The 18,401-nt window shown below is 39.5% G+C and carries 18 protein-coding genes; 10 read left to right on the top strand and 8 right to left on the bottom strand.

Features of this window, described 5'->3' with window-relative positions; translation table 11 throughout:
* Position 1: 1 nt before the first annotated feature.
* Positions 2 to 1,705, bottom strand: coding sequence for a ShlB/FhaC/HecB family hemolysin secretion/activation protein (locus tag ACOQOA_RS11450; RefSeq protein ID WP_420548763.1), 1,704 nt, complete (start codon positions 1,703 to 1,705; stop codon positions 2 to 4).
* 473 nt (positions 1,706 to 2,178) lie between these two features.
* On the opposite strand from ACOQOA_RS11450, the gene ACOQOA_RS11445 reads away from it, so the two are divergent.
* On the top strand, positions 2,179 to 2,706 hold the full coding sequence (locus tag ACOQOA_RS11445) for a hypothetical protein (protein WP_420548762.1): 528 nt from the start codon (positions 2,179 to 2,181) through the stop codon (positions 2,704 to 2,706).
* Positions 2,707 to 2,824: 118 nt separating this feature from the next.
* Here the strand turns inward: ACOQOA_RS11445 and ACOQOA_RS11440 are convergent, their stop codons facing one another.
* Positions 2,825 to 3,202, bottom strand: coding sequence for a methylglyoxal synthase (locus ACOQOA_RS11440; RefSeq protein ID WP_420548761.1), 378 nt, complete (start codon positions 3,200 to 3,202; stop codon positions 2,825 to 2,827).
* Between the two features lie 138 nt (positions 3,203 to 3,340).
* Between ACOQOA_RS11440 and ACOQOA_RS11435 the strand changes: the two genes are divergently transcribed.
* The 3 genes from ACOQOA_RS11435 to ACOQOA_RS11425 are packed head-to-tail and all read left to right on the top strand — an operon-like array spanning position 3,341 to position 6,107.
* The gene (locus tag ACOQOA_RS11435; protein ID WP_420548760.1) at positions 3,341 to 4,324 is read left to right on the top strand and encodes an SMP-30/gluconolactonase/LRE family protein; all 984 of its coding nucleotides are present in this window, start codon (positions 3,341 to 3,343) and stop codon (positions 4,322 to 4,324) included.
* Positions 4,321 to 5,358 carry a Gfo/Idh/MocA family protein gene (locus ACOQOA_RS11430; protein ID WP_420548759.1) on the top strand — a complete coding sequence of 346 codons (1,038 nt, stop codon included), beginning with the start codon at positions 4,321 to 4,323 and terminating at the stop codon, positions 5,356 to 5,358. Before ACOQOA_RS11435 ends, ACOQOA_RS11430 begins: the two co-directional genes overlap by 4 nt.
* 59 nt (positions 5,359 to 5,417) lie before the next feature.
* Positions 5,418 to 6,107, top strand: a complete 690-nt coding sequence (locus ACOQOA_RS11425) for a GntR family transcriptional regulator (RefSeq protein ID WP_420548758.1) — start codon at positions 5,418 to 5,420, stop codon at positions 6,105 to 6,107.
* Between the two features lie 49 nt (positions 6,108 to 6,156).
* Here the strand turns inward: ACOQOA_RS11425 and ACOQOA_RS11420 are convergent, their stop codons facing one another.
* The 3 genes from ACOQOA_RS11420 to ACOQOA_RS11410 all read right to left on the bottom strand — a co-directional run bounded on the left by ACOQOA_RS11420 (position 6,157) and on the right by ACOQOA_RS11410 (position 9,067).
* Entirely contained in the window at positions 6,157 to 7,440 is a 1,284-nt protein-coding gene (locus ACOQOA_RS11420; protein ID WP_420548757.1) for a TRAP transporter large permease, read from the bottom strand.
* Positions 7,437 to 7,976: a TRAP transporter small permease gene (locus tag ACOQOA_RS11415; protein ID WP_420548756.1), complete on the bottom strand. Its 540-nt coding sequence runs from the start codon at positions 7,974 to 7,976 to the stop codon at positions 7,437 to 7,439. Before ACOQOA_RS11415 ends, ACOQOA_RS11420 begins: the two co-directional genes overlap by 4 nt.
* Before the next feature lie 77 nt (positions 7,977 to 8,053).
* On the bottom strand, positions 8,054 to 9,067 hold the full coding sequence (locus tag ACOQOA_RS11410; RefSeq protein WP_420548755.1) for a TRAP transporter substrate-binding protein: 1,014 nt from the start codon (positions 9,065 to 9,067) through the stop codon (positions 8,054 to 8,056).
* A 273-nt stretch (positions 9,068 to 9,340) separates the two neighbouring features.
* On the opposite strand from ACOQOA_RS11410, the gene ACOQOA_RS11405 reads away from it, so the two are divergent.
* The 5 genes from ACOQOA_RS11405 (at position 9,341) to ACOQOA_RS11385 (ending at position 13,140) form a co-directional block, all read left to right on the top strand.
* The gene (locus ACOQOA_RS11405; RefSeq protein ID WP_420548754.1) at positions 9,341 to 10,462 is read left to right on the top strand and encodes an isocitrate/isopropylmalate dehydrogenase family protein; all 1,122 of its coding nucleotides are present in this window, start codon (positions 9,341 to 9,343) and stop codon (positions 10,460 to 10,462) included.
* Between the two features lie 2 nt (positions 10,463 to 10,464).
* A complete protein-coding gene (gene otnK / locus ACOQOA_RS11400; RefSeq protein ID WP_420548753.1) occupies positions 10,465 to 11,742 on the top strand; it encodes a 3-oxo-tetronate kinase in 1,278 nt (425 codons plus the stop codon).
* Complete coding sequence (locus ACOQOA_RS11395) at positions 11,732 to 12,424, top strand: class II aldolase/adducin family protein (protein ID WP_420548752.1); 693 nt, start codon at positions 11,732 to 11,734, stop codon at positions 12,422 to 12,424. The genes otnK and ACOQOA_RS11395 overlap by 11 nt, the downstream gene beginning before the upstream one ends.
* The gene (locus tag ACOQOA_RS11390) at positions 12,421 to 12,711 is read left to right on the top strand and encodes a putative quinol monooxygenase (RefSeq protein ID WP_420548751.1); all 291 of its coding nucleotides are present in this window, start codon (positions 12,421 to 12,423) and stop codon (positions 12,709 to 12,711) included. Before ACOQOA_RS11395 ends, ACOQOA_RS11390 begins: the two co-directional genes overlap by 4 nt.
* 195 nt (positions 12,712 to 12,906) lie before the next feature.
* On the top strand, positions 12,907 to 13,140 hold the full coding sequence (locus tag ACOQOA_RS11385) for a hypothetical protein (RefSeq protein ID WP_420548750.1): 234 nt from the start codon (positions 12,907 to 12,909) through the stop codon (positions 13,138 to 13,140).
* Positions 13,141 to 13,144: 4 nt separating this feature from the next.
* Here ACOQOA_RS11385 and ACOQOA_RS11380 read toward each other — a convergent pair whose 3' ends face one another.
* Positions 13,145 to 13,636 carry a winged helix-turn-helix transcriptional regulator gene (locus ACOQOA_RS11380; protein ID WP_420548749.1) on the bottom strand — a complete coding sequence of 164 codons (492 nt, stop codon included), beginning with the start codon at positions 13,634 to 13,636 and terminating at the stop codon, positions 13,145 to 13,147.
* A gap of 248 nt (positions 13,637 to 13,884) precedes the next feature.
* On the opposite strand from ACOQOA_RS11380, the gene ACOQOA_RS11375 reads away from it, so the two are divergent.
* On the top strand, positions 13,885 to 16,203 hold the full coding sequence (locus ACOQOA_RS11375) for an EAL domain-containing protein (protein WP_420548748.1): 2,319 nt from the start codon (positions 13,885 to 13,887) through the stop codon (positions 16,201 to 16,203).
* 109 nt (positions 16,204 to 16,312) lie between these two features.
* On the opposite strand, the gene ACOQOA_RS11370 is transcribed toward ACOQOA_RS11375, so the two are convergent.
* Both ACOQOA_RS11370 and ACOQOA_RS11365 read right to left on the bottom strand, forming a co-directional pair.
* On the bottom strand, positions 16,313 to 16,582 hold the full coding sequence (locus tag ACOQOA_RS11370) for a hypothetical protein (RefSeq protein ID WP_420548747.1): 270 nt from the start codon (positions 16,580 to 16,582) through the stop codon (positions 16,313 to 16,315).
* Between the two features lie 18 nt (positions 16,583 to 16,600).
* The gene (locus ACOQOA_RS11365; RefSeq protein WP_420548746.1) at positions 16,601 to 18,283 is read right to left on the bottom strand and encodes a methyl-accepting chemotaxis protein; all 1,683 of its coding nucleotides are present in this window, start codon (positions 18,281 to 18,283) and stop codon (positions 16,601 to 16,603) included.
* Positions 18,284 to 18,401: the final 118 nt, after the last annotated feature.

The raw sequence follows: 18,401 nt of genomic DNA, 5'->3' as shown, positions 1-18,401 counted from the left end.
ATTACAACTTCATTCCAACACTGGCACGTATTGAACTGCCTTCCTTATCGAAGGAGAAGGCGCCTGTTAGCGGTTTTTCATATGTGATTTCGGCAATCAAATATTCCCCATTGACGCGCATTCCCAAAGCTGAACCGGAAACACGCCCCCCTTCAAATGCATCATTCAGATCCGACCTAATCCATCCAGCATCATAGGCAACGAAAGTCTCTATATTTGTTCCATCAAAAAGCTGATGATCTATCTGTGGATACCAGATAATTTCATTTCTGATATATCCACCTGTATCGCCGGAAATGCTGTTATTGCGATATCCACGCACGCTATATTGACCACCAGCGCCAATTTGTTCTGAACCAAACAATTCGTCCTTGCTATACTGAAAAGTAATTGAATTACTTATTCCCAAATTCTCTGTTTCAAGTTGAAAAGGATAATAAAATTGAACAGAACTTATCCATTTAAGGAATTGAGCCTCAGGATCATTTGGGGAAAGACCGCTATCCTCCTTAGCCCCAAGAATTCGTAATCCTTGTTCCAATCCCAATGAGGAAGACAAACTGCCATCCCCCAGACGGCGACTATCCCATATCTCCAATGCTAAAGAGGATAATTTTCTACTGCTTTCTTCTAGATAGGTTTCTTCGATATAATTTCGATCATTTTGAAAATTGATACCAATGTTAAAGCCCGTTTTAGATATTTGATCTCTCATCATTACGTGATCAAGCTCTAAGCTATGACTGGTACTATTTCCTTTTGATTCAAACACCTGATTAGAACTACTAAAACTGGTTTGATATTTATAGTAACTGCTGAACCCTCGAATTGATGAATATCCTAGGGGGATTGACCAACTCAAACTCATGCTTTTTTTGGCTAACAAATCTTGATTATGTTCGCCATCATGAGCGATGTTCAAATTCCATTGATCATAAATACCAAAGAAATCTTCTGCGACGGCATTAAAGGTATATTGTCTAACACCTGTTGAGTCTGATCCATTATTATCCGTCGATATGGTTAATGATACAGGCTTTGTTCTGGTCATATTCACATCAACAACACTCAAACCTTCTTTAGAACCTGGTTGTAAATCCAATTTAGCGTCGAACGATTGAAGACGATTAATTTGATCGATACCTTGTTCTAGGTCACGCAGACTCAACAAAGCCCCATTTTGTATCGGAAAAACGGTTAAACCTTCTATACGCGGTTCTTCATTTTCAAATAGGTTGATAGATTCAATGTTACCATCCTGAATGAAAATACTCAGTATTCCATCAGATAAATCTTGTGAATGTAGATAAGCTCTTGTGGTTATGTATCCCAAGTCACTTAGATACGTATTCAATTCACTAAGGAGATGTTGTAAATCTGCTAAAGTAACGCAATCATTAAGATAACCAGAAACAAGGATTTTTAACTCTTCATCAGAAAAATGTTCAGAGCCTTGAAACGTGATTTCATGAAATTCAAAACAAACATTGGGATCTGCTGTTAGCCCCTTGTTTGGCTTATCCGGCGATATACGTTTGGGCGGTTCCTTATCGTTCAGCAAATCTCTTTCATGCTGACGTTGTTGTTCTTGTTGTATGATAATATTCTGTTGCTGCTGAAGGTATTCTGGCGTGGTTACCGTATTTGCGAAAGCTGTGCCTGACGCAATCAAAACAAAACCTGTCCCAATTAAAAATTGGTTCATGCCCCCTCTACACCCCACTCGTAAATAGAATGCTTGAAACATGCACAATTATTTATGCATAAATCACCCTCTATTAGCGAGCCCAATTAGTTAATTCACCCAATAAATTTATAGTTATCTAACTAACTTAAGAATGGCTATCAACAACTTTCGATTTGGATTTATTTCAAAATTTATCTTTTAAGTGTAATAGGCGAAAAATACAGGCGCTAAATCGTTAACCCATTCCCATTTTACAGCATGTCACTTCTGACTAATTTACAGAGAGACGTTTTAGGTAAAGATGCTTTAGTTATCAGTCACTTTACATTTTGTGTTAAGTGACTGATAAATAGTGAATATCATTTCTTCCATATGTCACTAGGAAATATCTAAGGGAGTTTCTGATAAGGACATGAATAAACTCTCTCGGATTAAGACGTGGCAATTCCATTGAACATAAATTTGAGCACATATGACTTAGAAAGCTAAATATGACCGTAGTAGATGAAATATCTGACAATTGTATATCAGGACTTAATTCAAATTCCAGCATGCCTTTACTGGTGAATGATAAAGTGAGTTCACTTATTAGAAACTATTTTCAACGTGCCCAACAATTTCAAATATCTGAAGAAATTATAAATAGCTATTGCAACCAGGAAAATGTACCCCGCGAAATGGCGCTGTTGCAGATGGAAGAGGTAAAAAGATTCGTCTGTGTCAGAGCTGCAATTGATGGGCCAGCTCGCAATGGAATTTTCAAGATAGGTATGTCAGGGCCAGTGGATTTATTCTGGCATACATTCTTGCTTTACTCACCCGCTTATTTTGACTTTTGCGAACATGTTTGTGGTTTTTATATACAACATAGTCCCAATCCCGCCTCTATGGGAAAAGAAGAGGAAGTCACAAGGCTTCACAATCTTTTTGATTGCTATGAAGCAGCTTTTGGCCACGAGCCGCCTAAGCATATTTGGTGTATAGATCGCGAGGAGATCAATGCGCGGCTAAAAAGTTAATTGGTCTAAAATAAAAACCACAAATCTGTTCCTGTTCACTGAATAAAACATCCCTACCCATAGCCAAACTTAATTTTGGATATCACCTTTGGGAATACACTATCCCTATAAATAAAGCTCATAACTCCGGTGAAGAGATAATATAATTTGCGGTGGTGCGGTTACATGCCATGGCTACCTGATACAAAGTAGAAATGCGCACCAAGGCCTTTACATCCACGTCATGAGGATGAGAGGAAAGCGGATCCGTAAAGAAAATAAGAATATCCAATTCCCCTTCGGCAATCATGGCACCAAGCTGTTGATCACCACCCAACGGCCCACTTTTCAAACAAATGATCTCTAACCCCGTTTGCTCATGGATCATCTTTCCTGTAGTTCCTGTTCCCCAAAGCTTGTGTCTGGCAAGTATATCCGTATTTGATTTACACCATTCGATAATATCCGGTTTCCGTCCGTCATGCGCAACCAGTGCAATTTTCTTAATATCTGGCATAAAGTTACCTCAGGTAAAATTAATGTATACTTTAATAAATTCTTTTTGTAATTTTACTTTGTCTACATTAATATCAATTAAAAGTAAAACTATGTTATCATACTATCAGATTATCTGTGTCTCTTTGAAAGAATAATAATGCTATCTCTAGATGATATTGAAAAACTGGGATCGAACCTTAATCGACCCGAATGTGTTTTAACCACCTCAAATGGGCGAATATACACCGCAAGTTTTAACGGCGGCATCAACATCATTGAACAAGATGGGTTTCAATGGGAACTTCTAGCAAAAGGGTTAGACTTCGATCTAAAGCCAAACGGCATCTGTCTAATGCCTGATGGTTCAATACTAGCTGCTCATTTAGGGGATGATCAGGGCGGGGTTTATCAAATAGCTGAAAATGGCGTGACGACTCCCTTTTGCGTTGAAGTTGAAGGCTCCCCTCTTCCGCCTACAAATTACGTTCATCTAGATTCAAACGGACGTGTTTGGATTACCATCAGCACCCGTAAAATACCTCGCGCGCTAGGATATAATCCAAATATTGCCGATGGCTTCATTGTCTTAGTGGAAAACGGTATTGCCAGAATTGTTGCAGAAAACTTAGGTTATACGAATGAATGCCTTGTATCACCAGATGGTAAGAAGCTCTTTGTTAACGAGACTTTTTCAAAGAGATTGATCAGTTACGATATTACAGAAAATGGTAATTTAGAAAATAAGGCGCTTGTTGCTGAATTCGGCCTCGGCACATTTCCCGATGGCTTAACTTTCGACACAAAGGACGGCATCTGGATCACATCTATTGTCAGCAATCGCCTCATTCGCATTGATATTCATGGCAATCAAGAAATCATAATCGAAGATAGCGATCTAGATAAACTTAAATGGGTCGAAGAAGCGTTTCAGGCAGGAAAGATGGGGCGCCCTCATCTGGATAACTACTTTGGGAAGAAACTAAAAAACATCTCAAGCTTTGCCTTTGGCGGGGAGGATCTCAATCTTGGATATCTTGGCTGCTTACTAGATGATTGCATCTACAAGATAACAACAGAATATCGCGGACATCCGCCAACACACTGGAATTTCAACGGACCAAGACGAGAAGCATCACAATGACAACATCAAAGATACGCCTCGTCACTGTTGGCGCTGGTTACTTTAGTCGTTTTCAATATTCTGCCTGGCATAAAATCCCTGAAGTCGATCTGGTTGCCATATGTAATCGCACAAAAGACGCGGCCAAGGAAATCGCTGATCAGTATAGCATCCCTCAAATATATACAGACTTTGAAGAGATGTTAGATCAGGAAAAACCCGATTTGGTGGATATTATTACCCCACCCCATACGCATGATGCATATGTACGCGCGGCTGTTGAAAGAGGGGTTAAAGTTATATGCCAAAAGCCCTTCACTCAGTCTTTGGAAGAAGCAAAAGATCTGACCGATTTCATTCAAGAAAAGAATGGTACCGTTGTTATACATGAGAACTTCCGTTTTCAACCATGGTATCTAAAAATAAAAGATATTCTAAGCGATGGAAGTTTAGGTGAAATATACCAGATTAAATTTAATCTAAGACCGGGCGATGGACAGGGAAAGGACGCCTATCTTGATCGCCAACCCTATTTCCAACAGATGGAAAAATTTCTAATTCATGAAACTGCTGTGCATCTGATCGATGTCTTTAGATATCTGTTAGGGGAAGTCAAAAACCTCTATGCAGACCTTCGTCGTGTCAACCCAGTCATAAAAGGTGAAGATGCAGGGATCGTCTTATTTGAATTTGAAAACGGAAGCAGAGGCATATTTGATGGTAATCGCAATAGCGATCATTCCGCTTCAAATCGACGCTTAACAATGGGCGAATTGGTTATTGAGGCGGAACATAAAACCATTTTCCTAAATGGAGACGGAAAAATATTCATCCGTGAAACAGGTTCGAATCTGTTCCAAGAAATACCATATGAATGGGAAAATACAGATTTTGGCGGCAACTGCGTCTTTAACTTACAAAAACACATTATCAATTGCCTCATCAATGGGGATGAAATTGTAAATACTGCGACAGAATATTTAAAAAACGTCCAGATTACAGATTTAGTATATAAATCAAACGATAAAAAGCGACAGATTGATGTAGTTTTTTAAACCATAAGCTTGATTCCGTGCTCAAGGATGCTAGAAAGAAGCAAATGGGGAGTATAAAAATGCAGTCAAAAGCTGTTACTCAAAAGAAAACAAAAACTTCTTTAACAGATAAAGCATATACTGAGTTAAAAAAGTTAATCCTTGATAATAAAATTACCGCCGGCGATCAATTGTTGGAAGCGGAGTTAGCCGCATTGCTGAAGATGAGTAGAACACCTACCAGAGAAGCAATGATGCGACTTGACGCTGAAGGGTTAGTCGAAGTACGCCCTCGACACGGGATGAAGGTCAAGCCTGTCTCTATCAAGGACATGAAAGAAATCTACATGCTGTTGATTGGTTTGGAATCAACAGCCGCCTGGCAAGCTGCGCAGAATGAACAATCGGAAAAGGAAATCCGGACGTTAGGTAACTGCGTAACGCAGATGGATGAAGCACTTGAAAAAGAAGATCTGGTTGCATGGGCCCATGCAGATGAAGCGTTTCATAAACAACTTGTTCATATGAGTGGCAATGAACGCCTCATCGAGCTTGTTGATCGATTTTTTGATCAATCACATCGTGTTCGTATGCTGACGTTAAAGATGCGCCCTTTACCTGTGAAATCTAATGCAGATCATCGAGAAGTCTTAAGCGCAATTGTAGACGGGGATGCAGATAAAGCACGCCGATTACACCGTATTCACCGAGAAAAATCCGGCCAGATGATGATTGAGCTTTTAGAAAATCTTGGTCTTACACAGCTGTAATTCAAAAAAGAAGGGGAAGAATTTAATTCTTCCCCTTTTTCATAGTGCTCTATCTAAAGAGATAGACAGTGGAAAGTGATACAATCGGGAAATAAGTCACCAATAGCAAAGCTGATATTGCCACCAAATATAATGGCATCATCGCCCTTGCGATTGATAACACCCCGACACCAGATATTCGTGATGCAACATATAATGTTGCCCCGACAGGCGGAGTAAAGAGGCCAACAGCCACATTACATGTCATGATCACACCTAAATGAACTGGATCTACCCCAAAAGACATTGCGGTTGGAATAAACAACGGTGCAGTTAAAAGAATTGCCGGTACCGGATCCAGAACAAGCCCCAAGATAAGCAAAACGATATTAACCAAAAGCAAGAAGGTGAATTGATCAGAAGAAATCCGTTGAACAAACTCAACCAATATCTGCGGTAACTGCTCTAAAGTAATCAACCAGCCCAATACACTTGTAGAACCGATAACCACCATCACAATGGCACTTGTTACGAAAGAGTCAGTGAGCAGTTTCGGCATATGGCGGATGTTAAAATCACGATAGATAAAGATTGTTACAAACAAACCATATACAACGGCCACAGCGGCAGCTTCGGTAGGTGTTACCAGACCGCCAAAAATGCCACCCAGGATTAAAACAGGCATAAATAAAGCTGGTGCAGAGGCAATAAAAGCGCGCCATAATTCTCTGGCAGATGTTTTATGTCCACCCGGATCGCAGCCCGTTTTCTTACCGATATAGTAACAAACAGCCATAAAGAAGGTGCCGAAAATCAAACCGGGTACAACGCCGGCCAAAAATAGATCGGCAACCGACACATTACCTACAAACCCATAAATCAACATCGGGATGGACGGCGGAATAATAATTCCAATAGTTCCTGCGGCCGCGACCAAACCGCCAGCGAATGCTTTCTTATAACCCTGCTTAGCCATATTTGGAATCATCACTGATCCGATCGCAGCAGAATCTGCGATAGCAGAACCGGAAATACCGCCGAAAAGCATGGATGCACCGACAACCACGAAACCTAATCCACCCGGCAAGAATCCAAAAGCAGCTTTGGCGAAATCAATAATCCGCTGACCGACGCCACCACGCCCCATTAATTCACCTGCAATGATGAATAAGGGAATAGCAATAAAATGATTAGGTTCGACACCACCGATAAAATTAAGATAGAGCGCTTGTAAGGGGTAGCCCAAGTCGAAAATAAAAATCGGCAATACGGCCGTGATTAGAATAGCCCAAACAAGAGGAATTCCGATAAATATGCTAAACAAAAATATCGCACAGATTGTTAAAAGTATCATTCGTAATCCTCCCAATCATGCGCTTCATCCTGTGAAACCTCAGGACGTGGTAAGCCATCACGTAAATCAAGCCGAATATTATAAAAATGAAAAATAAGGGTTAGCGTCATACCGACAGGCAGAGACGCATAAAGAAAGCCAACTGGCCAATATAGAACTGTGGTCTTTTGTGCCCAGGTATGCGCTGAGATATTATACCCATGATAGATCATGGTAAGTAACAGGGCTGCGATTATAAGGTTGATGACCACTTCCAACGGCAATTTCAGTTTTTCAGCAACAAGATAATTTACGATCTCTGTCACGCGCATATGTGCGCCCCTAGCAATCGCAGCTGCACAACCTAAAAAAGTAAGCCAAAGTAATAAAAATGCAGTCACTTCAAGCGACCAGGCCAGATCGAAACCTGCGGCTCCTCTTAACACTGCATTTGCAAAAATGAGAATGAGAACTGTTGTTCCACCAATTACCAAAAAAGTGTCGATACTCCATGACAACATTTTAAGTATGGTTGGATATCTGTCCCTATAATCCATCGGATATCACTCCATATATAGCAAGTTAATGCACTGCAAAGCTTGATAGCTTGCAGTGCATTTCTTGGAAATATTTGTTAGTTTGCAGGATATGCTTCGCGAATCTTCTTCGCATCTGCCAAGATCTTAGCCACATCGGCGCCATAGATACCCTCAGCTTTGGAATAGACTGATTGCACGGCCTCTCTGAACGGACCAATTTCAGGGTTAATGATCGTAGCACCGGCTGATTTCATATCATCTAACTGGCTGTTGACGGAATCACGTACCAAGTTGCGGCTAAATTCAGATGCATCTGCAGCAGCTTTCATCACAGCTTTCTTGTCAGCGTCAGAGAATTTTTGCCATGTTGCTTCAGATACAGTTAATGGCAACGGACTATATACATGGCGTGTTAAAGTAACATTTTTAGCAACTTCATAAAAACGGAGAGAATTAATGGTATCAACCGGGTTTTCCTGACCATTCACAATTCCCTGTTGGATGGACAAATATACATCTGTAATAGGCATAACCACGGTTTGGAAACCGATTGCTTCCATTGTCCAACGGATCATATCATTTGGATAAACACGCATCTTTTTACCAGAGGCATCACTTGGTGAATTCAATGGCATGGTTGTGGTAAAACTTCTAAAACCAGCCTCCCAAGTTGATAGAACACGGAAACCTTTTGCAGGCAGCTTCGCAAATTCGCCCTTCAACCAATCGGAATTATCATATAATTCCCAACCTTGTTTATAGCTATCCACTAAAAACGGCATCGCCGTTAAATTTAACGTTGGTAAATGAGTGGCATAACTGCCCGTCGCAGAAACCGTGAAATCAACACCACCCAATTGAAGTTGTTCAATGGCTTTTGGATCATTTGCCAATTGGCCGGCTGGATAAATACGAATTTTATAACGACCTTCCGTATATTCAGCGACCTTTTCTGCAAAGACTTCAGCCGCCGCTTGTCTTGAGCCACCCGGATTATCTGTATGGCTGAACCGTAAAACTGTCTCTGCCTGCGAAAGACTAACGCTCGCGCCAAACATGGTAACAGCCGCCGCTGCACCAATCGTTAACTTCAATAAACTCTTTAACATAACACTTATACCTCCCTAGGTACTTGGCTTGGAATTTCTCTTATTCATATTTTCCCAATTCTTTAGAGATTGAGATTTCACTAAAACAATATATTTGTTATTTTATATGTCAATGAATATATTGACGTATACATTAATTCATTTATTAATAATGATTAGAAAATGAAACTGATGATCAGAAAACCAAGCAAAAAGCAATCGCGATCCCTTTAGAGAATGGGGGATAAAGTTCGCTGGTCAGAAAAAATAGCCTAGGTTAAAGGATAGTCACAGATGCAAGACCCGTCGTATGAAATTGCAGTCATCAAGGGAGATGGTATTGGAATTGATGTAACCAATTCAACATTATCAATCCTACAAGAGGCAGAAAAACTTGTTGGAGGATTCACTCTAACCCAAAACCATATTCTTGCAGGGGCTGGATATTACAAGGAAACGGGTACAGATATTCAGCCAAATGGCGAAGAAGACGCAGGCAAGGCAGATGCTATTTTCTTAGGCGCTATTGGTTTACCTTCAATCCGGTATGAAAATGGGACCGAAATTTCCCCGCATTTACGTTTGAGAGATCGTTATCAACTTTATGCTGGCATCCGCCCTATTCGTGCCTATCCAAATGCACCGCAAAGGCTTGCAGATAAACGCGCGGCAGATATGGATGTCGTTATCTTACGGGAATCCACTGAAGGCTTATTTTATTCTGCGGCCGTCCATAACAGATGCCCGGTAGAAAATAATGATGAAATTCAAGATATCATGCGTATCACCCGTGGCACGACACAGAAGTTACACAATTTTGCCTTCTCCTTAGCCCGCAAAAGAAAAAATAGAGGGAAACGCGGTTTAGTAACATGCGTCGATAAAGCAAATGTTTTTAAATCTCAGGCATTCTTTCGCGAAATCTTTAATGAATGCGCAACATCCCATAGTGATATCGAATATTCCTATAACTATGTGGATGCCATGGCGTTAGATTTGGTCCGTAAACCATGGGAATTTGACGTCATGGTTATGGAAAACATGTTTGGCGACATCTTGTCGGATTTAGGGGGAGGCCTTGTTGGAGGCATGGGCATGGCTGCCTGTGGGGAGATCGGCGATCATCATGGCCTTTTCCAGCCGGCTCATGGCAGTGCGCCTGACATTATGGGACAGGATAAAGCAAATCCCTTAGCTGCTATCTTAAGTGGTTCTCTGATGCTGGACTATATTGCCGATAAGAATCAAAACCCGAAGCTTACAGAAGCCGCAAATCTCATTGAGGATACAATTTATGACGGCTTTTCCGCCAACGCCATCCGACCAATGGAATTTGGCGGAGATATGGGTACTAAAGCTGTGACGGAAGAAATTATTTCGCGCATGTATCAATTACAAAATGTCGGTCGGGGTTAATCATGTCAGTTATTTTAGGCTGTATTGCAGATGACCTCACGGGGGCGACTGATATTGCGATGATCCTTCAAAGATCGGGTTTGAAAGTCGCGCAGATTGTGGGCGTCCCATATGATCAAACACCTGTGCCGGATGCAGACGCGATCGTCATCTCCCTTAAATCACGTACTATTCCGGCTGCTGATGCCATTGATCAATCAATAACATCCTGCCGCTGGTTAAAAGATCAAGGCGCCCAACAAATATTTTTCAAATACTGTTCAACATTTGACTCAACGGAACAGGGAAATATTGGACCAGTCTGTGATGCCTTGATGCAAGAGCTTAACGTGAAGACCACGATTGCCTGCCCTTCCTTCCCGGAAAACGGTCGGACAGTCTATAAAGGACATCTTTTTGTAAATGATGTCTTGTTATCAGCCTCACCCTTGAAAGATCATCCACTTACGCCAATGACCAATTCCAACTTGAAGCAAGTACTATCAAGTCAATGTGATGCAACAGTGGAGAATATCTTTTTCAACGAGATTGAAAATGGAATACGTCCCCTAAGTGACACTTCCTCATCAAACCCTAATTCCAAAATATATATTATGGACAGTCTAACAGATGAACATCTGTTAAAAATTGGGAAAGCCTGCAAAGACCTTTCGCTTATCACCGGCGGATCCGCAGTCGGGCAAGGGCTCATAGATAACTATCTTGAAAAAGGCATTCTCTCCTCCAAATCTCAAGAAAGTTTCGACGCGCCAATCGGAAAAACTGTTATATTATCAGGTAGTTGCTCTGAAGCGACCCGCAAACAAATCGCATATGCGAAACTAACTATCGACAGTTTCCAGATTAATGTTTTTGATATTCTTTCAGGCAAAGATGTTGTTACTGAAGCCCTGAGCTGGGCTGAAAATCAATTACAAGATGATGATGCGGTTCTTATCTATTCATCGACTACACCTGACGACCTTGAGCATATTCACAAGCATGGAAATGCTTTGGAGATTGGTGAACAGGTGGAAGCTGTTTTATCGACATTGGCCACAAAATTACATGCACAAAATATAAAGCGCTTTGTTGTTGCCGGAGGTGAAACATCAGGTGCGGTGATTAATTCATTAAATGTGAATACTTTGGAGATTGGCCCTATGATTGATCCCGGTGTTCCATGGACCAAAAGCATCGGCGATTCCTCGATCGCGCTCGCATTGAAATCTGGTAATTTTGGCAGTGACGATTTCTTCACCAAAGCGATCTCACAACTCAACAGCCTGAATGGTAGATAAAATGGAACATCTGGATTTAAGAAATGAGCTGATAGAAACAGTTCTCAAAATGAACGCACTTGGCATAAATCAAGGATCTTCAGGCAATGCATCCATCCGAATAGATAACGGATATCTCATTACGCCATCCGGCATGGCCTACGAAGAAATACAACCGGAGGATATTGTCTATAAAGAATTAGATGGCAATCACGAAAGTCCAAACGGCTTGCGTAAACCTTCCAGCGAATGGCGCTTTCATGAAGATATTTTCAAAGCTCGCCCTGAAGTGAATGCCATTGTGCATACCCATGGTCAAGCGGTAATGACCATCGCATGCATGCATCGGGATGTCCCGCCATTTCATTACATGATCGGTCTTATGGGCGGAAATTCAATTCGTTGTGCACCATATGAAACTTTTGCCACTCAAGAATTATCTAATGTCGCTTTAGAAGCTCTCAAAGATCGAAAAGCATGCTTACTCGCAAATCATGGGCAAATTGCATTGGGAAATTCACTAAAACAAGCGTTGTCCATGGCCCTAGAAGTGGAAACATTATGTGATGTTTATTTCAGATTACTTTGCGTTGATAACGTAAAATTGCTTAGTGACAGACAAATGGACGAAGCATTAGCGAAATTCAACAAAGGCTATGGTGTTGGAAAAAGTTTCAATACAAGCAAGGAAGCAAAATCATGATCGCGATACTGGTCGACTTCAAAATTAAACCTAAATTCATAGATAAATTCATTATAGAAATGAAGGCACAAGCCGAAAATACCTTACGTTTAGAAAAAGATTGTCACCAGTTTGATATCGCGATCAACCCGAATGACATGACCGAGATTTTCTTATATGAGCTTTATTCAGATGAAGACGCATTCAATATGCATCTGAAGACAAAACATTTTCTATCGTTTGATCAAATAGTGAAAAACTGGATAGAGAATAAAAACGTAAGAATTCTCGAGAAAGTTTATTGTTAAATAATCACTTCTCTCAACCGATGAGAGAAATTAGTTTCTTTACAAAACTTATTAATACTTTATTAGAATCATTTATGGTAATATGATAATGTAATAATTCAGCTTATATTTGTGCTAGGCAAATGATCTTCACTTCTTTGAATGCTGAATGAATATGTTATTTGAAACGAAACAATCATCAATTCAGGGGCAGAAATGAGGAATGATTCACAATATATTACAAGCGATGCCGCTTTAAGTGACAGCTTGCCAAAAGATAATCTTCTTAAAATTTATGGCGAATTTCTAGACAACCTTCACCAGACACAATTGGAAATAAATAACAAAGATCATATTTCAAAAGAATTTCTTCATTATATTTATCAAACATATCCAGAAATCTATCAGAAATTATTACATGCTGGTTTATCACCCAAATTTGAGAGTTAGGAGCTTATAATTGTGACTGGCTATGTAAAAGCGCTCTAGTTTCTTCATTTGCTCCTGGACCGGGCTCAAAAGTTATATCTGTCGCGCTTAACACACGACCATCTTTGGAACTTGCTTCTAATATAGAAACCTCTTCACCAGATTGGGTATCGCGTATCTGAATAGGTATTTCATGATTATCAAAATGATACTTATCGCCCCATTGCCCGATGGCAATCATCATAACGATTAAGTCTTCGCCTTTTCCGGTCAATTTATAATCACTTTGTTTACTCATGAAGTCTTTCGGTGTTTTTTCCAGAACACCATAGGTTACCAAATGCTCAAGACGTGAAGATAGTATGTTTCTTGAAATCCCTAAACTCTCCGCAAACCCAGAAAAAGAACGCACTCCCATAAAGGCATTTTTTATTATCAGCAAAGACCATTTATCACCAAATACTTCCGCGGCTCTAGCCCAACTGCAGTTCCATTCGATTGTTGACTTCCTCGTCATCTTTGACCTCGTAATTTTTGCTTATGGAAGCATCTACCAAGTTTCATGAACAAAGACAATGTAATCTAATTTAACGACCAATGGATACACAGGTCCATCCCACTATCGCTAAGTCAGATTATGACCACGAACCAAATAGATAAAATTAATATTAATTCTTATTTTAAGTTTCTTTACAAAACCAATTAATACTCTAAATATATTTTACAATATACTTATATACCGCGATTTACCCAGAGAAATTTCAAATGAAATACGATATAATAACAATAAAAAAGCTTAAGTTAATCAATTGGTTTTTAACCTTTACCTCAATGAATTCTGGTGGTTTTGAACCCAAAAAAAAGTCATCTGACTTTGACTCCCATATGAGCAATACGCTCAAACTGGTGATCTTAGTACTATTTGTTTTTTCAAACATAATTTTCATTGCATCAGCATATGAAGCTATCGGTAATAAATCAATTTATCTGCTGCTCATCATCGCATTCTTCTACAGCCTCCTTCTTTTGATCGTAAAATTGAGTAAAAGAAATTATAAATATGGTGTTGCCACATTTATGGGAGCACTCGCATTAGCGGGTTTGATTTTCAGCGCAAATCATACGGATTTATCATTAGCCTCCACAGGGCTTATGACTTTCTATTTACTTCCCATAATTGGATTTATGTTTTTCGGCACACGCACTGGTGTTGCGTGCATCTTGATCAATATTATCCCCTTCGTAATGCTGCTTTCCAATTTTCATTTAAGCAGCGTTAATCCTTATGTAGAAAACCTGCCAAATGCCCATATCTACGTACATAGTACGCTTTTTTTACTTTTTAATATCTGTATTCCAATTGCCACTTTTAAAGCGATCAAAATTGCTAAAAACTCCCTACAGCAAGCTGCTGTATCAGAAGAGAATTTATTAGAACAAAAAGAATTATATAGAGCCCTTTTTAATCAAGCATCTTTACCAAAAGTAATTATTAATAGTGAAAAAGAAATCATTGATTTTAATAGAGCTTTTATGACGCTTATTTCTTCCGATAAGGAAGACATTCAAAACACGAAGCTAGATAGCCTCATAAACTCTGAAGAATTAAATATTCAGACATCTAATCCCCTTAAAAGCATCAAGGTCTCGGGAAAGGTATATAATGTGGAGCTCTTGAAAATCCCTTTCACAGACCGTGCATTATTAACATTTAATGATGTTACATCAGACACTGCCTTGGTGTCATTGTTCAAACGACACCAAAACTATATTTTGAAAACCAAGCATATTGATTCACTAACTCAGCTTCCCAATCGAAATTGGCTAAAAAAAAATATAAAAACCTTCCAGCAAAAATACCCTGAACCTCTCGAAATCTTCACAATTTCGGTCAAAAACATTGACTTCATAGAGCAAAAATTTGGAGTTGCCTCGAGAGTTTCCGTTTTACGGCAATTAAGCCAATATATTCAAAATGTGTTATTTTCACATAAGGTCCCCTCAACAGTTTCTCTTATTGATTATGATACCTTAGGTTTTATCGAGCTTAGCCCATATTCAATTGGTAAGGATTTTATTGAAGGTGTAATTGATCCCAAAATCCCAAAAACTCTTTCTCATGATGGCATGGATATACCTATCGAAGTCAAATGCGGTAATATTTCATCTGAAGATAGCTCACTTAGCTTTGATTCCCTTGTTTCCAATGCATCTTATGCAGCAAAAAACGGCTCAAATATACTCAACCCCTTTAACGCAGAAGATAAAGAAAAATTCATTGAAAGGCATGAGATATCCCAATATCTTCCCACAGCTATTGAGAACAAAGAATTTAAATTGGTTTTCCAACCAAAAGTCGACCCAACAGGATATCCTTTCGGCTTCGAAGCTTTGATCAGATGGCATTCTCCTGAATTGGGCACAATTCCACCTTCAATCTTTATACCAATCGCAGAAGAAAGCGGATTAATATCCAATTTAACTGAATACGTAATTGAGCAAGTATGCGCTAAACTGAGTTTCTTATCTTTGAACTCCTCAGAAGATATATTGCCCGTTTCAATAAATATTTCTGGAATAGATATTGATAACGAAAGCTTTGTTCAATTCCTTCTCGATAGAATGACATTTTACAACCTCACTTCTAGCTACATCATATTGGAACTGACAGAAACGGCGATGTTTAGCAAAATGAAATCCGCGCAGTTAAATGTAAACAGGCTGTCGAAAGCAGGCATTAAAATATCACTTGATGATTTTGGAGCCGGATATTCCGGCTTGTCCAAACTTGTCCACTTCTGTGTTGATGAAATCAAAATCGATAGGCAATTCGTGATTGATGTTGAGAAAGATTACAAGAAAAGAATGCTGCTAACATCGATCTTAAATGCATGTAAGTCTATGAAAAAGAACACTTTGGTTGAAGGAATTGAAAATTCAGCTCAGTTAAACACTTTGATAGATTTAGGCTTTGATGCATTTCAGGGCTTTGGGTTTTCTCCACCAATATCTGAAGAAGAATTATTTAGTTTTTATCTAGATCCACCAAAGCCATTCCTCAAAGAAATTTCTTTACCTCATTGAATAATAAAAAAAGAAGGAGACCTGCTATTGGACAGGCCTCCTTTTAGTTTACATACACTAGACTGTCACGAGAACAGACTACTCGCTCTAGTGCTGCAGGAAACTTATGTCAGCGTTTCAGTAACTGGCCGATAATTCCATTCTCGCTGAGATATTCATGAACTTGCAAATGATACACCTTTAAGTAATCAACAAATCCTTGTAACAATGCCGTATGGGCAAGCGCTTGTTCTGCTTCCTTGCTTGTTAAATATTGTCCATACAGTTTTGCAAGCTGTGTTGACGTTACTGGAATAGAAGAAGTTTCAGGTAATGCACCTGCTTTATGCACCGTTACAGTTTTAAAACTCAGGATATTTTTATTCTCGGACATAGACATTAGGCTGACCCATTTTCTTTACTGACGCACATCAGCAAGAAAACCATGCATCTCTGAAATCATATTTTTAAATTCATCTTCAATCTCCCGCGTTACGGTATTTATCTGTCCGGAGAATTGATTAGTTTCTTCTAACGAGCCTGCAACCAATTTAATCCTATCACTAACATCTTTTGTCCCCCTTGCCGCACTTTCAACATTATGGGCAATTTCACCTGTCGCCAGATTTTGTTGTTCTACTGCTGAAGAAATCTCGCTTGCCATTTGATCAATCTTTTTAATCATCTCATTGACCGCTTGTATATTATCCGCACTCACAACGGTTTGAGATTGAATAGATTTAATTTGCCCTTCGATCTTGTCTGTTGCCTTAGAGGTTTGACTTGCTAGACTTTTTACTTCCGTCGCGACGACAGCAAAGCCTTTCCCTGCTTCCCCTGCACGTGCGGCCTCAATAGTTGCATTCAAAGCAAGTAAATTGGTCTGTTCTGCAATATCGTGAATTAAGTTAATAACCTCACCTATCGATTGAGCAGATTCAGATAAGCCCGTTACTTCGCGATTGGCGATCATGACTTGTTCTACGCCATCACTTAACGAAGCCGATACTTGTGAAACTTGTCGGTTGATTTCTTGAATGGAGGCAGAAAGTTCTGTACTTGCGGCGGAAACGGTCTCTACATTATTACTGGCATCGTCAGTTGCCAGATTAACTCTTTCAGCCTCCAGAGACGTATTTGCTGCATTTGTGGTCATTTGATCTGAGGTCTGATGCAGTTTCTTCAGTGCATTAGATACATTATCAATAGAGCTTTGAATTCTCTTCTCTAAACTATCCGCCAAGTTTATAGTTTCTTGGCGCCGCATCTCATGATTTCGTTTTTCGGCTTCTTCATGCTGCTTTTTCAAGTCATCATTTTCTTTCGCTTGATCTTGAAAACTTAAGGTTGATCGCAAAATTTCACCAATTTCATCCTTACGTTCGACACCTTCAATACCAGCAATATAATCCTTCTGACTGATTGCATTCATATAGCTACAGATTCTTTGTAAAACCTGCGTTAGATCACGACTAATAATCACACCAATAACAAGTGTCACAAGCAAGACTGACCCAATAACCAAAACAGATTTCAATATGATATCTGAAACTGCCTCATCCAGATCGTCAGTATAAATGCCTGTGCCAATCACATCACCCCAAGGTAATTTATGCGCAAAAGAAATCTTCTCAAATAATTTATCAGGATCTTCTCCTGGTTTCGGCCAAACATAGCTTGTAAAGCCATCCCCTGAGGCCGACTCAATCAAATCTCTTACAAAGTAGTTGCCATCTTGATCCTGTATTTGAGAAAGGTTCTTGCCTACCAAACTCTGATTAGCCCCATGCGCCAATGTGACACCTTTGGTATCAAATACAAACATATATCCTGTGTCATTATCAAATCTTATATCCGTCACATGACTATAGAATTGTTCAATCGCTTCAACTTCCGTTAACTCACCAGATTTTGCACTTAATGCATACCCCTCAGCCATAGAAACTGTCGTTTCAACAACCGATTTAATCTTATCTTTTCGATCAGATAGCATTTCTGCTTGTACCAATATGACATTGATGACTGAAATGATCACAAAGCCGGTAAGAATGATTGTAAATAAGAGTAGGAATTTATATTTAATGCTTAGATTCTTTATCATTATAAGCCTTCAACTAAACGTTATATGCCCATGTTAGTACACGGGAATTTTAATCTTCTAATCTAACTTTATGTAGTTATAAGGAAGGCTACAAGTATATTTTATTTTTTATCGTATA

The organism is Curvivirga sp. (genome assembly GCF_965219885.1).
In the GTDB taxonomy this organism is placed as follows: Bacteria; Pseudomonadota; Alphaproteobacteria; order UBA8366; family Aestuariispiraceae; genus Curvivirga.
This window is presented reverse-complemented; position numbering and strand designations above follow the sequence as displayed.